The organism is Actinoplanes flavus, assembly GCF_017592555.1.
Lineage (GTDB): Bacteria > Actinomycetota > Actinomycetes > Mycobacteriales > Micromonosporaceae > Actinoplanes > Actinoplanes flavus.
Map to the genome: position 1 here is coordinate 82,215 of NZ_JAGFNS010000002.1, position 15,042 is coordinate 97,256.

At 69.2% G+C, this 15,042-nt stretch carries 13 protein-coding genes; 3 read left to right on the forward strand and 10 right to left on the reverse strand.

Annotated features, from left to right (window positions below):
• The first annotated feature begins 166 nt into the window (after positions 1-166).
• Both J5X75_RS03390 and J5X75_RS03395 read left to right on the forward strand, forming a co-directional pair.
• Positions 167-2,236: a GNAT family N-acetyltransferase gene (locus J5X75_RS03390; protein ID WP_208465776.1), complete on the forward strand. Its 2,070-nt coding sequence runs from the start codon at positions 167-169 to the stop codon at positions 2,234-2,236.
• Complete coding sequence (locus J5X75_RS03395; RefSeq protein ID WP_208465777.1) at positions 2,236-2,667, forward strand: ASCH domain-containing protein; 432 nt, start codon at positions 2,236-2,238, stop codon at positions 2,665-2,667. The genes J5X75_RS03390 and J5X75_RS03395 overlap by 1 nt, the downstream gene beginning before the upstream one ends.
• Positions 2,668-2,698: 31 nt before the next feature.
• On the opposite strand, the gene J5X75_RS03400 is transcribed toward J5X75_RS03395, so the two are convergent.
• Positions 2,699-4,777 (reverse strand): MMPL family transporter, encoded by a 2,079-nt coding sequence (locus J5X75_RS03400; protein WP_208465779.1) that lies wholly within the window; start codon positions 4,775-4,777, stop codon positions 2,699-2,701.
• Positions 4,778-4,847: 70 nt separating this feature from the next.
• Here J5X75_RS03400 and J5X75_RS03405 point away from each other — a divergent pair, with 70 nt between their 5' ends.
• Positions 4,848-5,330, forward strand: coding sequence for a MarR family winged helix-turn-helix transcriptional regulator (locus tag J5X75_RS03405; protein ID WP_208465780.1), 483 nt, complete (start codon positions 4,848-4,850; stop codon positions 5,328-5,330).
• 83 nt (positions 5,331-5,413) lie between these two features.
• Here J5X75_RS03405 and J5X75_RS03410 read toward each other — a convergent pair whose 3' ends face one another.
• The 9 genes from J5X75_RS03410 to J5X75_RS03450 form a co-directional block, all read right to left on the reverse strand.
• Positions 5,414-6,139: a cation efflux transmembrane domain-containing protein gene (locus J5X75_RS03410; protein WP_208465781.1), complete on the reverse strand. Its 726-nt coding sequence runs from the start codon at positions 6,137-6,139 to the stop codon at positions 5,414-5,416.
• Entirely contained in the window at positions 6,136-6,525 is a 390-nt protein-coding gene (locus J5X75_RS03415) for an ArsR/SmtB family transcription factor (protein ID WP_238487282.1), read from the reverse strand. Before J5X75_RS03415 ends, J5X75_RS03410 begins: the two co-directional genes overlap by 4 nt.
• 216 nt (positions 6,526-6,741) lie before the next feature.
• Complete coding sequence (locus J5X75_RS03420; RefSeq protein ID WP_208465782.1) at positions 6,742-7,368, reverse strand: DUF305 domain-containing protein; 627 nt, start codon at positions 7,366-7,368, stop codon at positions 6,742-6,744.
• 417 nt (positions 7,369-7,785) lie between these two features.
• Positions 7,786-8,709, reverse strand: coding sequence for a cation diffusion facilitator family transporter (locus J5X75_RS03425; RefSeq protein ID WP_208465783.1), 924 nt, complete (start codon positions 8,707-8,709; stop codon positions 7,786-7,788).
• 125 nt (positions 8,710-8,834) lie between these two features.
• Positions 8,835-10,859, reverse strand: coding sequence for a bifunctional copper resistance protein CopD/cytochrome c oxidase assembly protein (locus tag J5X75_RS03430; protein WP_208465784.1), 2,025 nt, complete (start codon positions 10,857-10,859; stop codon positions 8,835-8,837).
• Positions 10,860-10,922: 63 nt separating this feature from the next.
• Positions 10,923-11,792: a DUF1775 domain-containing protein gene (locus J5X75_RS03435; protein ID WP_208465785.1), complete on the reverse strand. Its 870-nt coding sequence runs from the start codon at positions 11,790-11,792 to the stop codon at positions 10,923-10,925.
• Between the two features lie 68 nt (positions 11,793-11,860).
• Positions 11,861-13,531, reverse strand: coding sequence for a copper resistance CopC/CopD family protein (locus tag J5X75_RS03440; protein WP_208465786.1), 1,671 nt, complete (start codon positions 13,529-13,531; stop codon positions 11,861-11,863).
• Positions 13,528-14,187 carry a DUF305 domain-containing protein gene (locus J5X75_RS03445; RefSeq protein ID WP_307797906.1) on the reverse strand — a complete coding sequence of 220 codons (660 nt, stop codon included), beginning with the start codon at positions 14,185-14,187 and terminating at the stop codon, positions 13,528-13,530. Before J5X75_RS03445 ends, J5X75_RS03440 begins: the two co-directional genes overlap by 4 nt.
• Entirely contained in the window at positions 14,184-14,828 is a 645-nt protein-coding gene (locus tag J5X75_RS03450; RefSeq protein WP_208465787.1) for a thioredoxin-like domain-containing protein, read from the reverse strand. Before J5X75_RS03450 ends, J5X75_RS03445 begins: the two co-directional genes overlap by 4 nt.
• Positions 14,829-15,042: the final 214 nt, after the last annotated feature.

A 15,042-nucleotide genomic window follows, 5' to 3' on the forward strand; every position in this document is an offset into this window, starting at 1 on the left:
GCGGGATGCTGCGGCAGGGGTTTGGCTTTGTCGCGGCATCCTGCACGGATCACACGCTGCGCCGGATGGCTCGAGTGTTGGTGGTTGCCGGTGGCGGTGGTGCGGGGAGGAACTCGGCGGACCGAATGGCTTTCACTGAGCACAGTGGATCCTGCAAACTGCGTACATGTCGGCGAAGCAGGGCACCGAGATTCCGGAATCGATCAGATTGGGAAGGCCTGACTCGCGGGATCGCGAAGCCATCGGCGCGGCGATCCGGCTCGGGGATGCGGCTCGTTCGACGCTCGGTCACATGCCGTTCTCGGCCTATGACAGTGCGGCCGACAAAGGCACGCTGTTACTGGCCTACTGCGGTGATCTCGTGGTTGGTTATGCACTGTATGCGCTGGCTCGCCGTCGTGTGCGGCTCAGTCACCTGTGTGTGGATCCGGCATGGCGCGGCAAGGGTATTGCGCGGCTGCTTGTTGAGGAGATCAGCCAACGTCACCACGATCATCTCGGGATTTCGGCGCGTTGCCGGCGCGACTACCGTCTCGGTGAGATGTGGATACGTCTCGACTTCGCCCAGCGTGGCGAACGTCCCGGCCGCAGTGCGTCGAAGGAACCGTTGATCGACTGGTGGCGTGATCATGGCCATCCCAATCTGTTGTCTGCGGATGCCGAGACCGTTCTGGTACGCGCGGCCATCGATATGAACGTGCTGCGCGACTTGACCGAAGATGGTCGGACCAATGCTGACGAGTCGTATGCGCTCCTCGCGCCGCACCTTGTGGGCCTGCTGGAGATTGTCCGGACGGCGGCGTTGAACACCGAGATCGATCGCATGGACAGTGATCTGCGGACTCGGTGCACTGATCGGGCGCAGAGGTTTCCGGCGGTGCGCTCCGATCCCGGCCTACGTCGTCGAGTTGTCGACGAATTGCGGCAGCACACCCGGCCGCTCGACCCTCAGGATCCGAAGGACTGGGGAGATTGGCTCGATCTTCGGCATGTCGCTGAGGCGATAGGTGCCGGGCTGAATGTTCTTGTGACCAATGACCGGGAGCTGACCCGGATCTACGGGAGCGTTGCCGAACGGTACGGGCTGCGCATCATGCGACCCGCTGATGTCGTGGTCCACATCGACGAGCTGGCGCATGCAGAGGCGTACCGGCCCGCCAGCCTTCAGGACACCGGCTATGTCGAGCAGCGCCTGCGCAGAGGTGAGAACCAGGCCATCGAGACGTTGCGCAGCCAGGCCACGAAAGAACGTCCCCGTGACCTGCAGAGCGCGCTGGACAGCCTTGCCCTCAGTGGCGCGCAGCGGCTCGGCATCTATCAGCCGACCGGAGAGCTTGTTGCGGCGTACGCGACCCTGGGCGCGGCGGGAGTGTTGCGGGTGCCGTTGTTGCGGGTGGCGAACCGGCCGCTGGCGGACACGCTCGCTCGACAGTTGTTGTTCCGGTTACGCCAGCAAGCACGCCAGAGCGGCCTTGCCGTGGTCCAGATTGCGGATCAGCATCTTTCGCCCCAAGCCCGGCTTGCTGCGGCGAATGACGGCTTCCAGGAGGTCGACGGCGGACTTTCCTGCTACGTCATCGACTTCGTCGGTCCGGCATCCGACGTAGAGCGGGCGGCGATTTCAGCCGCCAGGGTGGCCGGAATACTCGAACCCGTCCCGTTAAGATCTGGTATGCCCACCGTCGTTGCCGCCGAGCTTGAACGGATCTGGTGGCCGGCCAAGATTGTCGACAGTGAGCTGCCGACGTACATGATCCCTATCCAGCAGCCCTACTCGACACAGTTGCTCGGCGTCCCGGCAAGCTTCCTGCCCCGTCACGACGCCCTGGGCCTCAGCCGAGAGCACGTCTACTACCGCAGTCCGGGTGGCATCAGACCGCAAGCACCTGCACGGCTGCTCTGGTACATGAGCGAAGGCGGCCACACCACCCAGCAGCCGGCGGCGATCATCGCCTGCTCTCAACTCGATGCGGTCGTCACCGCGCCGGTCGACGAACTCTACGACCGCTTCCAGCACCTCGGCGTCTGGGACCGCAACACCGTGCGCCAAGCAGCCCGTGACGGTGTCGCACAGGCACTGCGATTCACCAACACCGAGATCTTCCCCCGCCCGATCCCGCGCTCCGCCATCCGACGCCTTGCTATCGAACACGGCGGACCGGCCAATGCGCCACAGCAACCCACCCGCATCCCCGCGGCCATGTTCGCTGCCCTTTACCAGGAAGGTCGAGCCTGATGACTGCCCAGCGGACACTGCTGCTCTCCCTACGTCCCCGTTTCGCCGCCGCCATTCTGGCCGGCACGAAGACCATCGAGATCCGCCGCCGGCCGGTGAACGCCTCACCGGGAACGCCGATCATCCTCTACGCCAGTTCTCCGCAGATGGCGGTTGTCGGTACGGCCCGGCTCGGCAGCGTTACCGTCTGCCCGCCCGACGATGGCTGGCAGCGCTTTCACGACGAGTTCGGCCTCGACCGCGAGGAATACGACAGCTACCTCGATGGTGCGGCCAACGCCCATCTACTTCACGTAACGGCGGTCAACCGCCTCAATGAGCCGCTGCCGCTGCGGCACCTTCGCGAGCAGGCACCGTTCCAACCTCCGCAAAGCTTCCGCTACGTGGCCGCAGGCGACCCGGCGGGCCTTCGGGATCTTGTCAACAGCTGACTGGAGCAGTCGAGACTTGCGGGCGTGAAGGCTACCGAATTGAGGGTTGCCTGAAATGCCGATTCGCCGGGGCGGCGCGGTGTGGTTTGCCGGGATACCAGAAGGTGTCGCCGAGGAGCATGGCGATGGCGGGGACGAGCAGGGTCCGGACGAGCAGGGTGTCGAGTAGGACGCCGATGCCGACGATGATGCCGAGTTCGGTGAGGGTGACCAGGGGCAGGACGCCGAGGACGGCGAAGACGGCGGCGAGCAGGATCCCGGCGCTGGTGATGACGCCGCCGGTGGCGGCCAGGGCGGTGCGCATACCGTCTCGGGTGCCGAGGGCGTGGGCTTCTTCGCGGGCGCGGGTGGCGAGGAAGATGTTGTAGTCGATGCCGAGGGCGACGAGGAAGATGAACGAAAGCAGCGGGACCTCGTTGTCGAGGCCGGGGTAGCCGAGTACGTGGACGAAGAGGAAGGTTGCGGCGCCGAGCGCGGCGAAGTAGGTGGCTACGACGGTCAGCATCAGTACGATCGGCGCGACCAGCGAGCGCAGTAGCAGGATCAGCACGAGCAGCACCACGGCCAGTACCAGCGGGACCACGGTGCTGAGGGCGTCGGTAGAGGCGGTGCGTTTGTCCAGGTTGGCGGCCACGGTGCCGCCGACGGCGGCTTCGGCGCTGGGGATCGCGTGGACGGCGGCGCGTAGCGCGCGGATGGTGTCGTAGCTGCCGGTGGTGTCGGGGGCGTCGCGCAGGACGACGTCGATTGCGGTGAGCCCGTCGGCCTGTTCAGTGGGATGAGCGCTTACGACCCCGGGTGTGCCGACGATCGCGGCCAGCACCTGCTGTTGGGTGCTCTGGCGGGTGATGATGATGGTCGGGTCGGCGGCGCCGGCCGGGAAGTGCCGTTGCAGGGTGGCGAAACCGTCGAGGGACTGTGCCTGTACCCGGAACTGCTCGGTGCGGCTGAGCCCGATCGACGCGTCGGCGAGCCCGGCGGTCAGCACGGCGAGCAGGGCGAGCGAGAACGCGAGGATCCGGCGCGGGTGGCGGCTGACCAGGGTGCCGAGGCGGGCCCACACCCCGGTTGTGGTGCTGTTGGGCTGTCCGGGCTTTGGTGTGAAGGGCCAGAACAGGCGGCGGCCGCAGACGGCCAGGGCGGCGGGCAGTGCGGTGAGCGCGAAGACCGCGGCGATGGCGACGCCGAGGGCTCCGGCGATGCCGATCGTACGGGTGAAGGTCAGCGGCGCCGCGAGAAGCGCGAGCAGGCCCAGGCACACGGTCAGGGCGCTCGCGGCGATCGCTGGTCCCGCGGTGTGGACGGCGTTGCGCAGTGCCGCGCGGCGGTCCTCGTTCTGGCGTAGTTCCTCGCGGTAGCGGGCGATCAAGAGTAGGGCGTAGTCGGTGCCGGCGCCGAAGACGAGTACGTCGACGATGCCGGTCGTGGTGGAGTCCAGTGGCAGGTTGGCGGTCCGGCTGAGCAGGGCGAGGGTCGCGTTGGTGGCCCCGTCGGCGGCGCCGACCACGGCGAGCGGGACGATCCACAGCCACGGGCTGCGATAGGTGATCAGCAGCAGCGCGGTGACGACCGCGACGGTGGCCAGCAGCAGGGTGGTGTCGGCGCCGGAGAACGAGGCGGCGATGTCGGCGGTGAATCCGGCGCCGCCGGTGACCTGGGCGGTCAGCCCGTCCGGCAGCTCGTGGCCGGCGACAGCGCGCAATTTCTCCACAGTGTTCTGTAGGTCCTCGACCGGCATGGCGGCGTCGAGAGGCACCGCGACCAGGGCGGCCTGCCCGTTGTCGGCGAACACCGGAGGGCTTACCCGGCCGGCGAGTGCGCTTTGGGCGTACTCGATCGCGTCGTTCTTGAACTTGTTTTTGTCGCTCTCGGTGAGTGCGGCGTCGTCGCGGGCGTAGATGACCAGAGCGGGATTGAGGCGGCCGCTGGGCAGGCGTTTCTGTAGGTCCGCGGCATGCGTTGACTCGGCGTTCGGTGGGAGGGCCTGCACAACGTCGCTCTGCTGTGCGGTGCCGCCCAGGCCGGTGAGTACGCCGGTGACGGCGAGTGCGGCGGCGATGGCGAGCCAGGCGGTGACGCGCCCGGTAAGGATCCAGATGATCCGATGCATGCGGGACATCATGGCAGACGAGTATCTCTGCAAACGAGATACCTAACGGGTGGCCTCTATAGTTGCTGGCGTGACCGACGGCGACACCCCGCGAGCGCAGCTCAACGGCGAGATCATCACGGAGTTGCACCGGTACGCCGGGCATGTCCAGCAGATCGGCGGCACCTTCGCCGCCCGGCATGGTCTCGGCGCCGCTGACCTGCAGGCGCTCATGCTGATCGTGGCGGGGGAGCGATCCGGGCAGCCGGTCACGCCGGGCGAATTGCGGGAGGCGCTGAACTTCTCGTCCGGATCGATCACCGGCCTGATCGATCGCCTCGAGGCCGCCGGGCATGTGTACCGGGGCCGCGACGCCGACGATCGCCGCAAGGTTCTGTTGCGGCAGGCCGCGCCCGCCGTTGCGGTTGCCCGCGGCTTCTTCGGCCCGATCGCCCGCCGTACCGAAGCGGTTCTGGACGACTTCACCGAGCCGGAACTCGACGTCGTGCGCCGCTTCCTGGCCGCACTATCCACCGCGATGGGTGAGCACCGCGACGACCTGCGTGCGCGGTAAGGGACGACTGCCGGAATCGGGGTGGTTCCCAGCTCAGCCGAGCAGATGGACGGTCAGCCCGACGACGGCATTCGTGGTGGGGTTCATCGGCCGGCCTGGTCCGTGCCGGTACAGCACGCGCCGGTGCAACCCGGGCCGCATCCGCAACTGTCGGTGGCGCTGTCGGCGGGTGCAGGCAATGCGCAGTCGTCGCACTGTTCGCCGCGCCACGCTTCGACGCCTTCGCGGACGGCGACGGCGGCGATCACCAGGGCGGCGGCGGGGTCGGCCCACCACCAGCCGAGGGTGGCGTTGAGTAGCAGCCCGGCCAGCACGATCGCGGACAGGTAGGTGCAGAGCATGGTTTGCATGGAGTCGGCGACCACGGTCGCTGAGCCGAGTTCGCGGCCGGTGCGCCGTTTCGCCCAGACCAGCAGCGGCATCACCACGACCGAGGTCGCGGCGATGGCGATGCCGACCACGGAGGTGTCGGCCTGTTCCGCGTTGAGCAGTGAGCGGGCGGCGTCGACGGTGACCCAGGCTGCCAGGGCGAAGAAGGAAACGGCGATCAGGCGCAGCGCGAGTTGTTCGCGGGCCTCGGGGATCCGGGAGCGGAACTGCCAGATCACCACCAGCGCACTGGACACCTCGACGAAGGAGTCCAGGCCGAAACCGAGCAGCGCGGTGGAGGATGCCGCCGCACCGGCGGCGATCGCGACGATGCCTTCGACGAGGTTGTACCCGGCGGTCGCGTAGGCCAGGTACAGGCTGCGGCGATTCAGCTGCGCACGTCGTTGCGGCGACACGGTCAGGTCGAGTGGGCTGTTCACCGGGTCACCACCTCGACCGCGGTAGCGGGTTCGCCGGGTCCGTAGGCCGGGCAGAGCACCACGGCGGCACCGGTCGCCGCGAGCACGCCCTCGGCGGCGGCCAGCAGGTCCAGCAGTTCGGTGCGGGTCAGGGCATAGAAGGACTGCCGGCCTTCGACGCGGTAGTCGACCAGCCCGCAGTCGCGCAGACAGGCCAGATGCTTGGAAACCGTGGACTGCGCCAGGCCGAGCTCGCCGGTCAGGTCGACGACGCGGGCCTCGCCCGCGGCGAGGCGTTGCACGATCCGCAGTCGGGTCTCATCGGCCAGTGAGCGGAATAAGGCCACCGCTGGCGTCATCCCCGCCGCCGCGGCCGCGGTCACACACCCATCCTCTTTCATCGCCATACTGCGATGATAGCTCGAATGGGTGATGATAAAGAGGGTCGGGTGGATGTCCTTCTCCCTGGCGCCGCGCGACTGGCTACGGAGCCCGTGATCTGGTGATTGTTCGCCGCTTTGGTAGAGGTGACCCGCAGGGCGGGCACCTCCCGTTCGGCTCGGCAGAGCGGTTGACCCGGCTGCGGCCGATCCGGCTGACGAGCTGGCCGACCCGGACTGCCGTTACAGCGGTTTGGCGCCGTTGCGGTCAATCATCTCCTGCAGCGTGGCGATCTCGGTTTGCTGGCCGTTCAACATGATCTGCGCCAGCCAGCGCACGTCCTCATCGTCGCTGAGGTCCAGCACTGCTTTGGCCATGTCGATGCCGCCGAGGTGGTGGCGCAGCATCAACTGTGCCCACTGGATCTCGAAGTCGCGGCCGGTGGCGGCCCGTAGTTTCGTCAGCTCTTCATTGCTGGCCATGCCCGGCATCAGCCCGCCGGAGGTGTTGCCGGTGTGTCCCATCCAGGACATCGCGGGTTGGTCGCCGGTAGGCATCAGCTTCCACTCGCGGAGCCAGGCCTGCATGATGCCGACCTGCCCGTGCTGGGTCATGGCGATGTCGCGGCCGACAATGCCGATTTCGGCGCGCGGTGCTTGGGCGTAGGCGAGTAGCCCGAGTTCGACGGCCTGGGAGTGGTGCGTCGACATGTCGCGGACGAATCCCGCCTCTACCGAGGCGTCGTCGTATCGATGGTCCGGCTGCTGGGTCAGCTGCAACGCGGCGACAGCGCCCACGCCGCCGGCCAGCAGCACGGCGACGATAAGGACCGATAGCGCGGCTCGGATCGATACCACACGACCACTCATAGGGGATGCATCCTCCAAAATCACAGCTTGTCCGGTACAGCGGATATCCTGTACTCCGGTGGGGTGAGGACACAGGAGCCACGCGGCGGCGCCACCCTTACGGCCTAATATCTTCCGGTTACGGGCACCTCCGTCAGGGCCGAAAGTCCCGCACCAGGACGAAGGCAGGCCTCACCCGAGGCGGTGACGTATTCGTTCAGGCTGTGGCAGTCGCTGGCCCGGCCGTCCGAGAGTAGTGCTCGACCGTTGAGCAAGGAGTCCGAGGGCGGTGCCACGTACTTTGAGGACATCGGCTGATGATCCCCTCGTGGGCGGGCGGCCCCGCCGCCCCCCCCCCCCCCGGGGGGGGGGGGGGGGGGGGGGGGGGGGGCGGGGCCCGGGGGGGGGGGGGCGGGCCCGCCCCCCCACACCTCTGAGTCAGCTGTGGGTGGCGTGCTCGTGGTCGGCGTGCCCGGCGAGTTCGAGCTGAAACGTGGAGTGCTCGACGTCGAAGTGCCCGGCCAGGCAGGTCTGCAGCCTGTCGAGCAGTTGCGGGGCGTGGCCGTCGTGGAAGCACGAGTCGTCGACGACGACGTGGGCGGTCAGTACCGGCAGGCCCGAGGTGACGGTGTAGACGTGCAGGTCGTGGACATCGACGATGTGGTCAAGCTCGGTGATGTGCTGACGGATCTTGTCGAGATCGACGTCGGCAGGCGCGGCCTCGAGCAGGATGTTGACGGCCTCCCGCAGCAACTTGACCGCCCGCGGGGCGATGATCAGGCCGATCAGGATCGAGACGATCGCGTCGGCGCGAGTGAAGCCGGTCATCGCGATGACTGCGGCGGCCACCAGCACCCCGACCGAGGTGACGGTGTCGGTGGCGACCTCGAGGAAGGCGCCACGCATGTTGAGGCTGGCCTCGCGGGCACGGTAGAGCAGGGCGACGCCGATCAGGTTCCCCACCAGGCCTATGACACCGAAGACCGCCATCCCACCCGGTTCGACCGGGGCGGGTTCGATCAGCCGGCGGATGCCTTCGACGAAGATGTAGACGCCCATGCCGGCCAGTACGAGCCCGTTGATGGCGGCGGCGAGGATCTCGGCCCGTGCCCAGCCGAACGTGCGCCGCCCGGTCGCGGGGCGGGCGGCCAGTAGTGTCGCGCCGAGGGCCAGGGCGACCCCGCCCGCGTCGGCGAGCACGTGGCCGGCGTCGGCGAGCAGCGCGAGGCTGCCGGTGATCACGGCGCCGACCACCTGGACCAGAAAGACCGTCACGGAGATTCCCAGTGCGGCGGTCAGTACACCGCGATGCCGCCCGGTGGCCGTGACCGTACCGCCGTGGTGACTGTGTCCGTGTCCCATGACCTGCCCTCTCTCAACCCTGCCTGATGATGCGGGGCGCAGCCCCAACCCATGCTCATATGCGCACAACACTATGTGTCCGGGGCGATGATAGTTCAGCAATCCCTGTATTGAAAGGGCCGGGCCTACCGGTGTTCACGGTCCCGGGCGGCAAGGCCAGCGAGCATCGCGTTGTAGGCGGCGAGTTCGGCATCCTCCTGTCCCTGTGCTTCGGCCCGGTCGGCTACCCGGTCCCGGCGGCGGGCCTCGCGTTCGTCGGCGGTCATCCACTGCCGCAGCAGCGCGGCCAGCACGATCGCCATCGGCACCTCGCCGAACGACCAGGCCATGCCGCCGCCGAGCCGCAGATCCGCTAGCGGGCTCGGACCCCACGGCCGGTCCAGCGACGCGAACCATTCCGCAGCCAGGGGTGTGTTCGACAGCATTAGGGCCACGCCGAGGAACGCGTGCAGCACCATCGCCGCGAACACCAGCACCATTCGCAGCGGGTACGGCGTGCGCCGTGGTGACGGGTCGACACCGATCACGGCGGAGAAGAACAGGTAGCCGGTGAGCAGGAAATGCCCGACCATCGCCAGGTGCGCGGCATGTGAGCGCAGCGCCAGCTCGTACAGACCGCTGAAGTACATGACGTACAGGCTGCCGGCATACAGCGCCAGCGCCACCAGCGGATGCGACAGCAGCCCGAGCGCCCGGGAGTGCAGCAACGCCTGCAACCATTCACGCGGGCCCGGCCACGCTGGATCGCCGGCCGGGCGCAACGCCCGCAGGGCGAGGGTGACCGGCGCGGCGAGCACCAGCAGGATCGGCACGACCATGTTTAGGACCAGGTGCTGGCCCATGTGCACGCTGAACAGCACCGGCGCGTATCGGGCGATACCGCTGCTCGTGGCCACGATCAGCAGCCCACAGCCGGCGAGCAGGACCACGATCCGGTGTACGGGCCACGCGTCACCCCGCCGCCGCAACCGTACGACCCCCGCGAGATAGAGGCCGGTGGCCACCAGCGCCGCACTCAGATACAGCGGCTCGGGCAGCCAGTCGCCGGCCACCCGGGCGAAACTGATCGGCTCTGGCATCGCAAAGCCGAGCAGCGCCTGCGCGGGCGTCTCGTCCGACTCGTCGCTGATCACCGCCGGGGGAGTGCGCGACAGTGCCGCCGCAGCGCCCATCGCGGCCGCGAACACCAGCACCTCACCAGCCGCGACCAGCGCGAACCGGCGCCGATCACCGGCCCGCAGCGCCGGTATCGCAGCCCGCCGCTGCATCCACCCCAGCACCGCCAGCGCCACCAGCAACTGCGCCTTGACCAGCGCGATCTGCCCGTACGGCGTACCCCACCACAGCCCGAGCTGCGGGATCCGCACCGCAGCCGACACCAGCCCCGACACCGCGACCGCCGCCAGACACCAGGTCGCGATCACCGAGAACCGGCGCACCGCCACCGCCAGCACGGTGCCCCTAGTCCGAGGCGTCAGTAGCAGCGCCAGCAGGCCACCGGCCCACACCACGACCGGCACCACATGCAGCACCAGCGCGGAGATCGCCACCTGATGATTGCCGCCCGCCGCCGCATGCCCGGTGAACAACGCGGGCACCAGCGCCCCGACCGCGATACACAGCGCTGTGACGGTTCCGCCGACCGACACCGTCACGAAACAGGTGACCCCGGCTGCCAGAGCCAGCAGCCCGGTCACGGCCATCGCCTGCCCCAGCGGCACCGACGTGACGAAGTTCGCCAGTGCCCGCGCCGACACGATCTGTGACACCGGCAGGCCCACGATGTCCGACAGCGTGAGGCACACCGTCGCGCCGCAGCACAACGACCACACCAGTGCCGACCAGCGCGCCACCCGGATCCTCCGGTACGCCACCGCCGACAACCGGCCCTCATTGCGCGGCGACAACACCGCGGCGGCCAGCAGCATGCCTATCGTCGTCACTGCCGCCAACTGTCCGCCAAGACGCGCGGCCGGAAGCAGCCACGCGGTCAGGCCGGGATCCGGCAGGCCGACGATCGGCTCCCCACCGGCGCCACCGCCGTACCGCAGCAGCAGCGCCAGTAATCCGAACGCCACCATCACCGCCGCGGCCAGCAGTGCCGGGTGCCGCAGCACGACGGGAAACGAAGACTCTTTCCTGCCCAACATCACCTATGAAGCTTAGGAGATGGGTGGTCGGTGACCTGCCGCCGGTGCCGGTGCCCGCCGCGGCTACGGCTGAGCGGGTCCGCGTCGCCGCCGCGCCACCAGCAGGCCCGCCGCGGCCAGCACCGCAAGAACCACGACGGCCACGATGATCCACACGCCGGAGCCGGACTCCTCGGCCGCCTCGTCCGGCTGTGCTGTCGCCGTGGCTACCGGTGCCGCGGACGGTGACTGCGGCACCGCCGACGGCTCCGGGGCGGCGCTGCTGACGACCGGGCTGGGGCTGGCGGCGCCCGGGGCGGCGGCTTTGACCTTCAGTACGGGCGCCGGGTTGTCGGGTTCGGGCTGCCCCTCCTCCGGAACCTCGATCCAGCGCGAGACCTTACCGCCGCTGTAGGTCTCCACGGTCTTGAACACCAGCGTCGTGCTGTCGACGGGCAGCTGTGCGACCAGGATCGAGAACTCGGCGTCCTCGCCCGGATCGAGGGCAGGCCCGGCAACCGTCACGTCGTTCGCGCCGGGGCTCAGCTTCCACTCCTTGGGTGCCTTTTTCAGCCGGACGTCGGCGGGACCGATGCCCTCGGGCAGCACAACGCGCTCGGAGATGATGCCCTCGGTGGACGACTCCGCCTCGCCGACGAACGTCAGCGTCACATCACGGGCGCCGGCTTGAGGCTTGTCTGCCTCGACCTCCACGTGTGCCCATCCCGGCGCGGCGATGGCAGCCGACGCGAGCGCTCCGGCCAGGGCGGCGACCAGTATGCGCCGGGCCGTGCCGATTCCGATGGCATCCACGCGCCGGTCTCCTTCAGTTCGTGAAGCGGCAGCACCCGGCGCGATTACGGCGGGTTCAGCCTGGATAGTCGCCGGCGGCGGATTGGTTCCCGCCGTGTCGGGCCGGTGTCCCTGCCGGGTCAAACTCATGAGCACGATCACCTAAGCAGCTTAGGATTTCGGTGGGTGAGGCTCAACTCGCGACACACGCTCACCCTGTCGTGGCCAGGTCAGCGAACCTGCACGGTCGTGGTCACGGTGGCCTGGTCGATGTCGGAGGTGCGTACCGTCAACGTCAGCGTCCACTGCCCGGGGATTGGGAACGCGACGTTGCCCAGACCCTGGTTGCCGAGCAGCGGCCCGACCGGGTTGTCCATGGGTTCGATGCCGGCGGCGGGCAGTGCGGCGGTCAGTTTCCACTCGGCGACGTCGAGGGGTTTGCCTTCCGGGGTGTAGGCGAAGCCGTGGAAGGTGTTGTACTCGCCGACCTGCGCCGGGAAGATCTCGAACTGTACCGCGTACAGGTTGCTGTTGAGCGTGGTGACGAACCCTTTCGCCGTCGCCGTAGCAGCGGCCTCCACCCCGGCGCTGCGCGCCGGCGTGGCCTGGGTCAACAGCGAGCTGGCCGCCAGGATCAGCGCGGCGATACCGGCCTCGGCCGTCATCGTGAACCGCAGCGCCCGTGCCGAGTCACCGGCACGCCGACGGACCAGCCTGCGGGCGTACGCGGCGGCGGCCAGCACCGCGACGACGAGACCGACCTTGACCAGCAACAGCCTCCCGTAGACGGTGCCGGTCAGCTGGCCGAGCGCTCCGGTCTGGACCAGCGCCTGCACGACGCCCGTGGCGACCAGCCAGTAGACCGCGACGGCCGCCCACCGCGACCAGACCGGCAGGATCAGCCGCAGCTGCCGGGCGTGCGCGCGGGGCACCACGAACGCGAGCAACGCGACCAGGCCGCCGACCCAGACCGACATCCCGGCCAGGTGCACGACGTCGGCGGAGGCCATCACCGCCGGCACGGCCGAGGCCATCGGATGCCCGGCCAGCGGCCACGTCACCAGCGCCACCAGCCCGACCACCGCCAGGCCGACCCGGGCCGCACGCGAGCGGCGGGCCCGCACCAGGTAGGCCACCACGGCGCAGGCGGCCACGATCAGGCCCAGCCGGGCGAGCAGCGCCAGCCCGTACCCGCTGACCATCGTTTGCCGCAGTTCAGTGCCGGACACATCGAAGACACCAGCGCCGGAGACGTACGGGACCTGCAACCACAACGACGCCACGGTGCCGGCCGCCAGCACCCCGCCACCGACTGACGCCAGCAGCAGCGGCCCGCGCCACGACCACCGGCGCGGCCGGAACACCAGCAGCACCAGCAACGGCCCGACCGTCAGCGTCAACCCGGCGTAGCCGGCGTACTTCGCGACCGCGACGGCGGCCTGCACACCCGGGCGGGTCTCCACCTCGCCGATCCCGGCCGTGGTGGCCGACGGGGCACCGACGGAGAACGTGAACGCGCCCGCGATGGCGTGGTTGTCGGCCGAGATGATCCGGTAGCTGACCACATAGGTCCCCAGCGGCCGGGCCGGGTCGCGCAACGTGACGGTCAGCCGCTGACCGTCGGTGACCGGATCGCCGGCGTTGATCCGCTTGCCGTCGGGCGCGATCACCTGGGTGCGGCCGGCGATCACCCGGACCGGCTCGTTGAAGGCCAGCTGCACCGTGCGCGGCGCCTGCGACACCACCGATCCCTGGGCGGGGCTGGTCGCCGTGATCACCGCATGAGCCTGCGCGGGGGTAGCGGGCCCCAACAGGACGGCCAGCGCCCCGACAATCGCCGCAGCACCGACCACGAACCGCCGCCGCGGCCGCCCGGCCCGTACAGCGGTCGCAGAGGTCATGGAGTTTCCACCAGGTCGGCCTTGATCTGTTCGAGCGCGGTGATCTCGCTCTGCTGGCCGCGTTTCATCGACGTGGCCAGGTCGCGGACCAGAGGGTCGGGGCCGCGGGCGAGAACCGCGTCGACCATCTGGATACCGCCGTTGTGGTGGCGCACCATCAGGTCGACGAACGAGCTGTCGAATGCGGCACCCTGTTGCTGCCGCAGCGCGTCCAGCTCCTGCGGTGTGGCCATGCCCGGCATCGCTGCCCGGTCGCCGTCAGGGGCGGGTTCGGCGGTCATGTCTTCGTGGTTCATGCCGGTGTCGTCGTTCATCCAGGCCATCGGCGCTGCGGTGGAGGTGGGGGAGAGGTTCCACGTGTCGAGCCAGGCCCGCATCATGCCGATCTGCGCCTGCTGGGTCAGGCCCATGTCCAGCGCCAGGGTCCGCAGGTCCTCGCGGCCGCTGCGCTGCACCGCGAGCATCGACATCTCGACGGCCTGCGCGTGGTGGGTGGCCATGTCCCGAGCGAAGCCCGCCTCGGCGGAGTCGTCGCCGGGATCCCCGGCGTTGCCGGCCAGGAACCCGGCCCCGGCCGCGGACATCAGGAGCAGGACCAGCAGACCGGCAAGGACGGCACGCCGCGGCGACCGGACGGTGCCGTCGTCGGCGGTCACTGTTGCCCGCCCTGCTGCGGGGTGGTGCCGGTGGCGGTGTTCCCGCCGGAACAGGGCGCCCCCTGCTCAGGGCCGGCCTTGACCCTCGCCGCGGAGATGAACGTGTCGATGCGCGCGTCGTCGGCGGAGTCGACGGCCAGCTGGTAGCCCCAGGCCTGCACGGTGACGTTGCTGGTCAGCTGGTCGTGCGGGCTCATCAGCGTGTAGTCGCGGCCCTGAACCCGGTCGGCGAGCTTCCTGACCTGCCCGGCGTCGAGGCCGGGCCGGTAGGTGACCCACACCGCCCCGTGCTCGAGGCTGTGGGTGGCGTGTTCGGTCGCGATCGGCGCGTCGTAGACGGTTCCCGAACAGTTCTGCCAGGCGCCGTTGTGATCGCCGCCTACCGACGGCGTCACCTCGTACGGCAGGCTGCCGGGTTTGTGTTGCTGGGTGAGCCAAGCGGGCTTCTGCGCCACGTAGTCGGTGATCCCGTCGATCGCGGCGAGCTTGTCGGTCCACGGCCGGTCGGCGAGCGAGGATGCGTAGACGCCATAGCCGATGATGCCCGCCGTGAACGTCCCTACGACGGCGAAGGCGGCGATCGTCGCCCATGGGCGGGGCCGGCCCACGGACAGCGGCCGGGCGGCTCGTTTGCGTGCCATCACTGTGCTCCTCGTATCGCAGGGGACGGGGTCGCTGGGCGTCGCCGCCGTGAGATGAGGACCGCGGCCGCGGCGACGACCAGCAACGCCACACCGATCGGGGCCGTCCACCACCACCCATACGGCGGAAATTCCGCCAGCAGAACCAGGCCCGCGAGCACCGCGGCTACCACCGGCTGTGGCGCCTCCGCTGCTGCGCAGTTGCTGGCCGCCG

Excerpts from the sequence above, each read along its gene's own strand:
- J5X75_RS03390 (WP_208465776.1), top strand. The coding sequence starts at position 167 with ATGTCGGCGAAGCAGGGCACCGAGATTCCGGAATCGATCAGATTGGGA.
- J5X75_RS03395 (WP_208465777.1), top strand. The coding sequence starts at position 2,236 with ATGACTGCCCAGCGGACACTGCTGCTCTCCCTACGTCCCCGTTTCGCC.
- J5X75_RS03400 (WP_208465779.1), bottom strand. The coding sequence starts at position 4,777 with ATGCATCGGATCATCTGGATCCTTACCGGGCGCGTCACCGCCTGGCTC.
- J5X75_RS03415 (WP_238487282.1), bottom strand. The coding sequence starts at position 6,525 with ATGGCGATGAAAGAGGATGGGTGTGTGACCGCGGCCGCGGCGGCGGGG.
- J5X75_RS03420 (WP_208465782.1), bottom strand. The coding sequence starts at position 7,368 with ATGAGTGGTCGTGTGGTATCGATCCGAGCCGCGCTATCGGTCCTTATC.
- J5X75_RS03425 (WP_208465783.1), bottom strand. The coding sequence starts at position 8,709 with ATGGGACACGGACACAGTCACCACGGCGGTACGGTCACGGCCACCGGG.
- J5X75_RS03430 (WP_208465784.1), bottom strand. The coding sequence starts at position 10,859 with ATGTTGGGCAGGAAAGAGTCTTCGTTTCCCGTCGTGCTGCGGCACCCG.
- J5X75_RS03440 (WP_208465786.1), bottom strand. The coding sequence starts at position 13,531 with ATGACCTCTGCGACCGCTGTACGGGCCGGGCGGCCGCGGCGGCGGTTC.
- J5X75_RS03450 (WP_208465787.1), bottom strand. The coding sequence starts at position 14,828 with ATGGCACGCAAACGAGCCGCCCGGCCGCTGTCCGTGGGCCGGCCCCGC.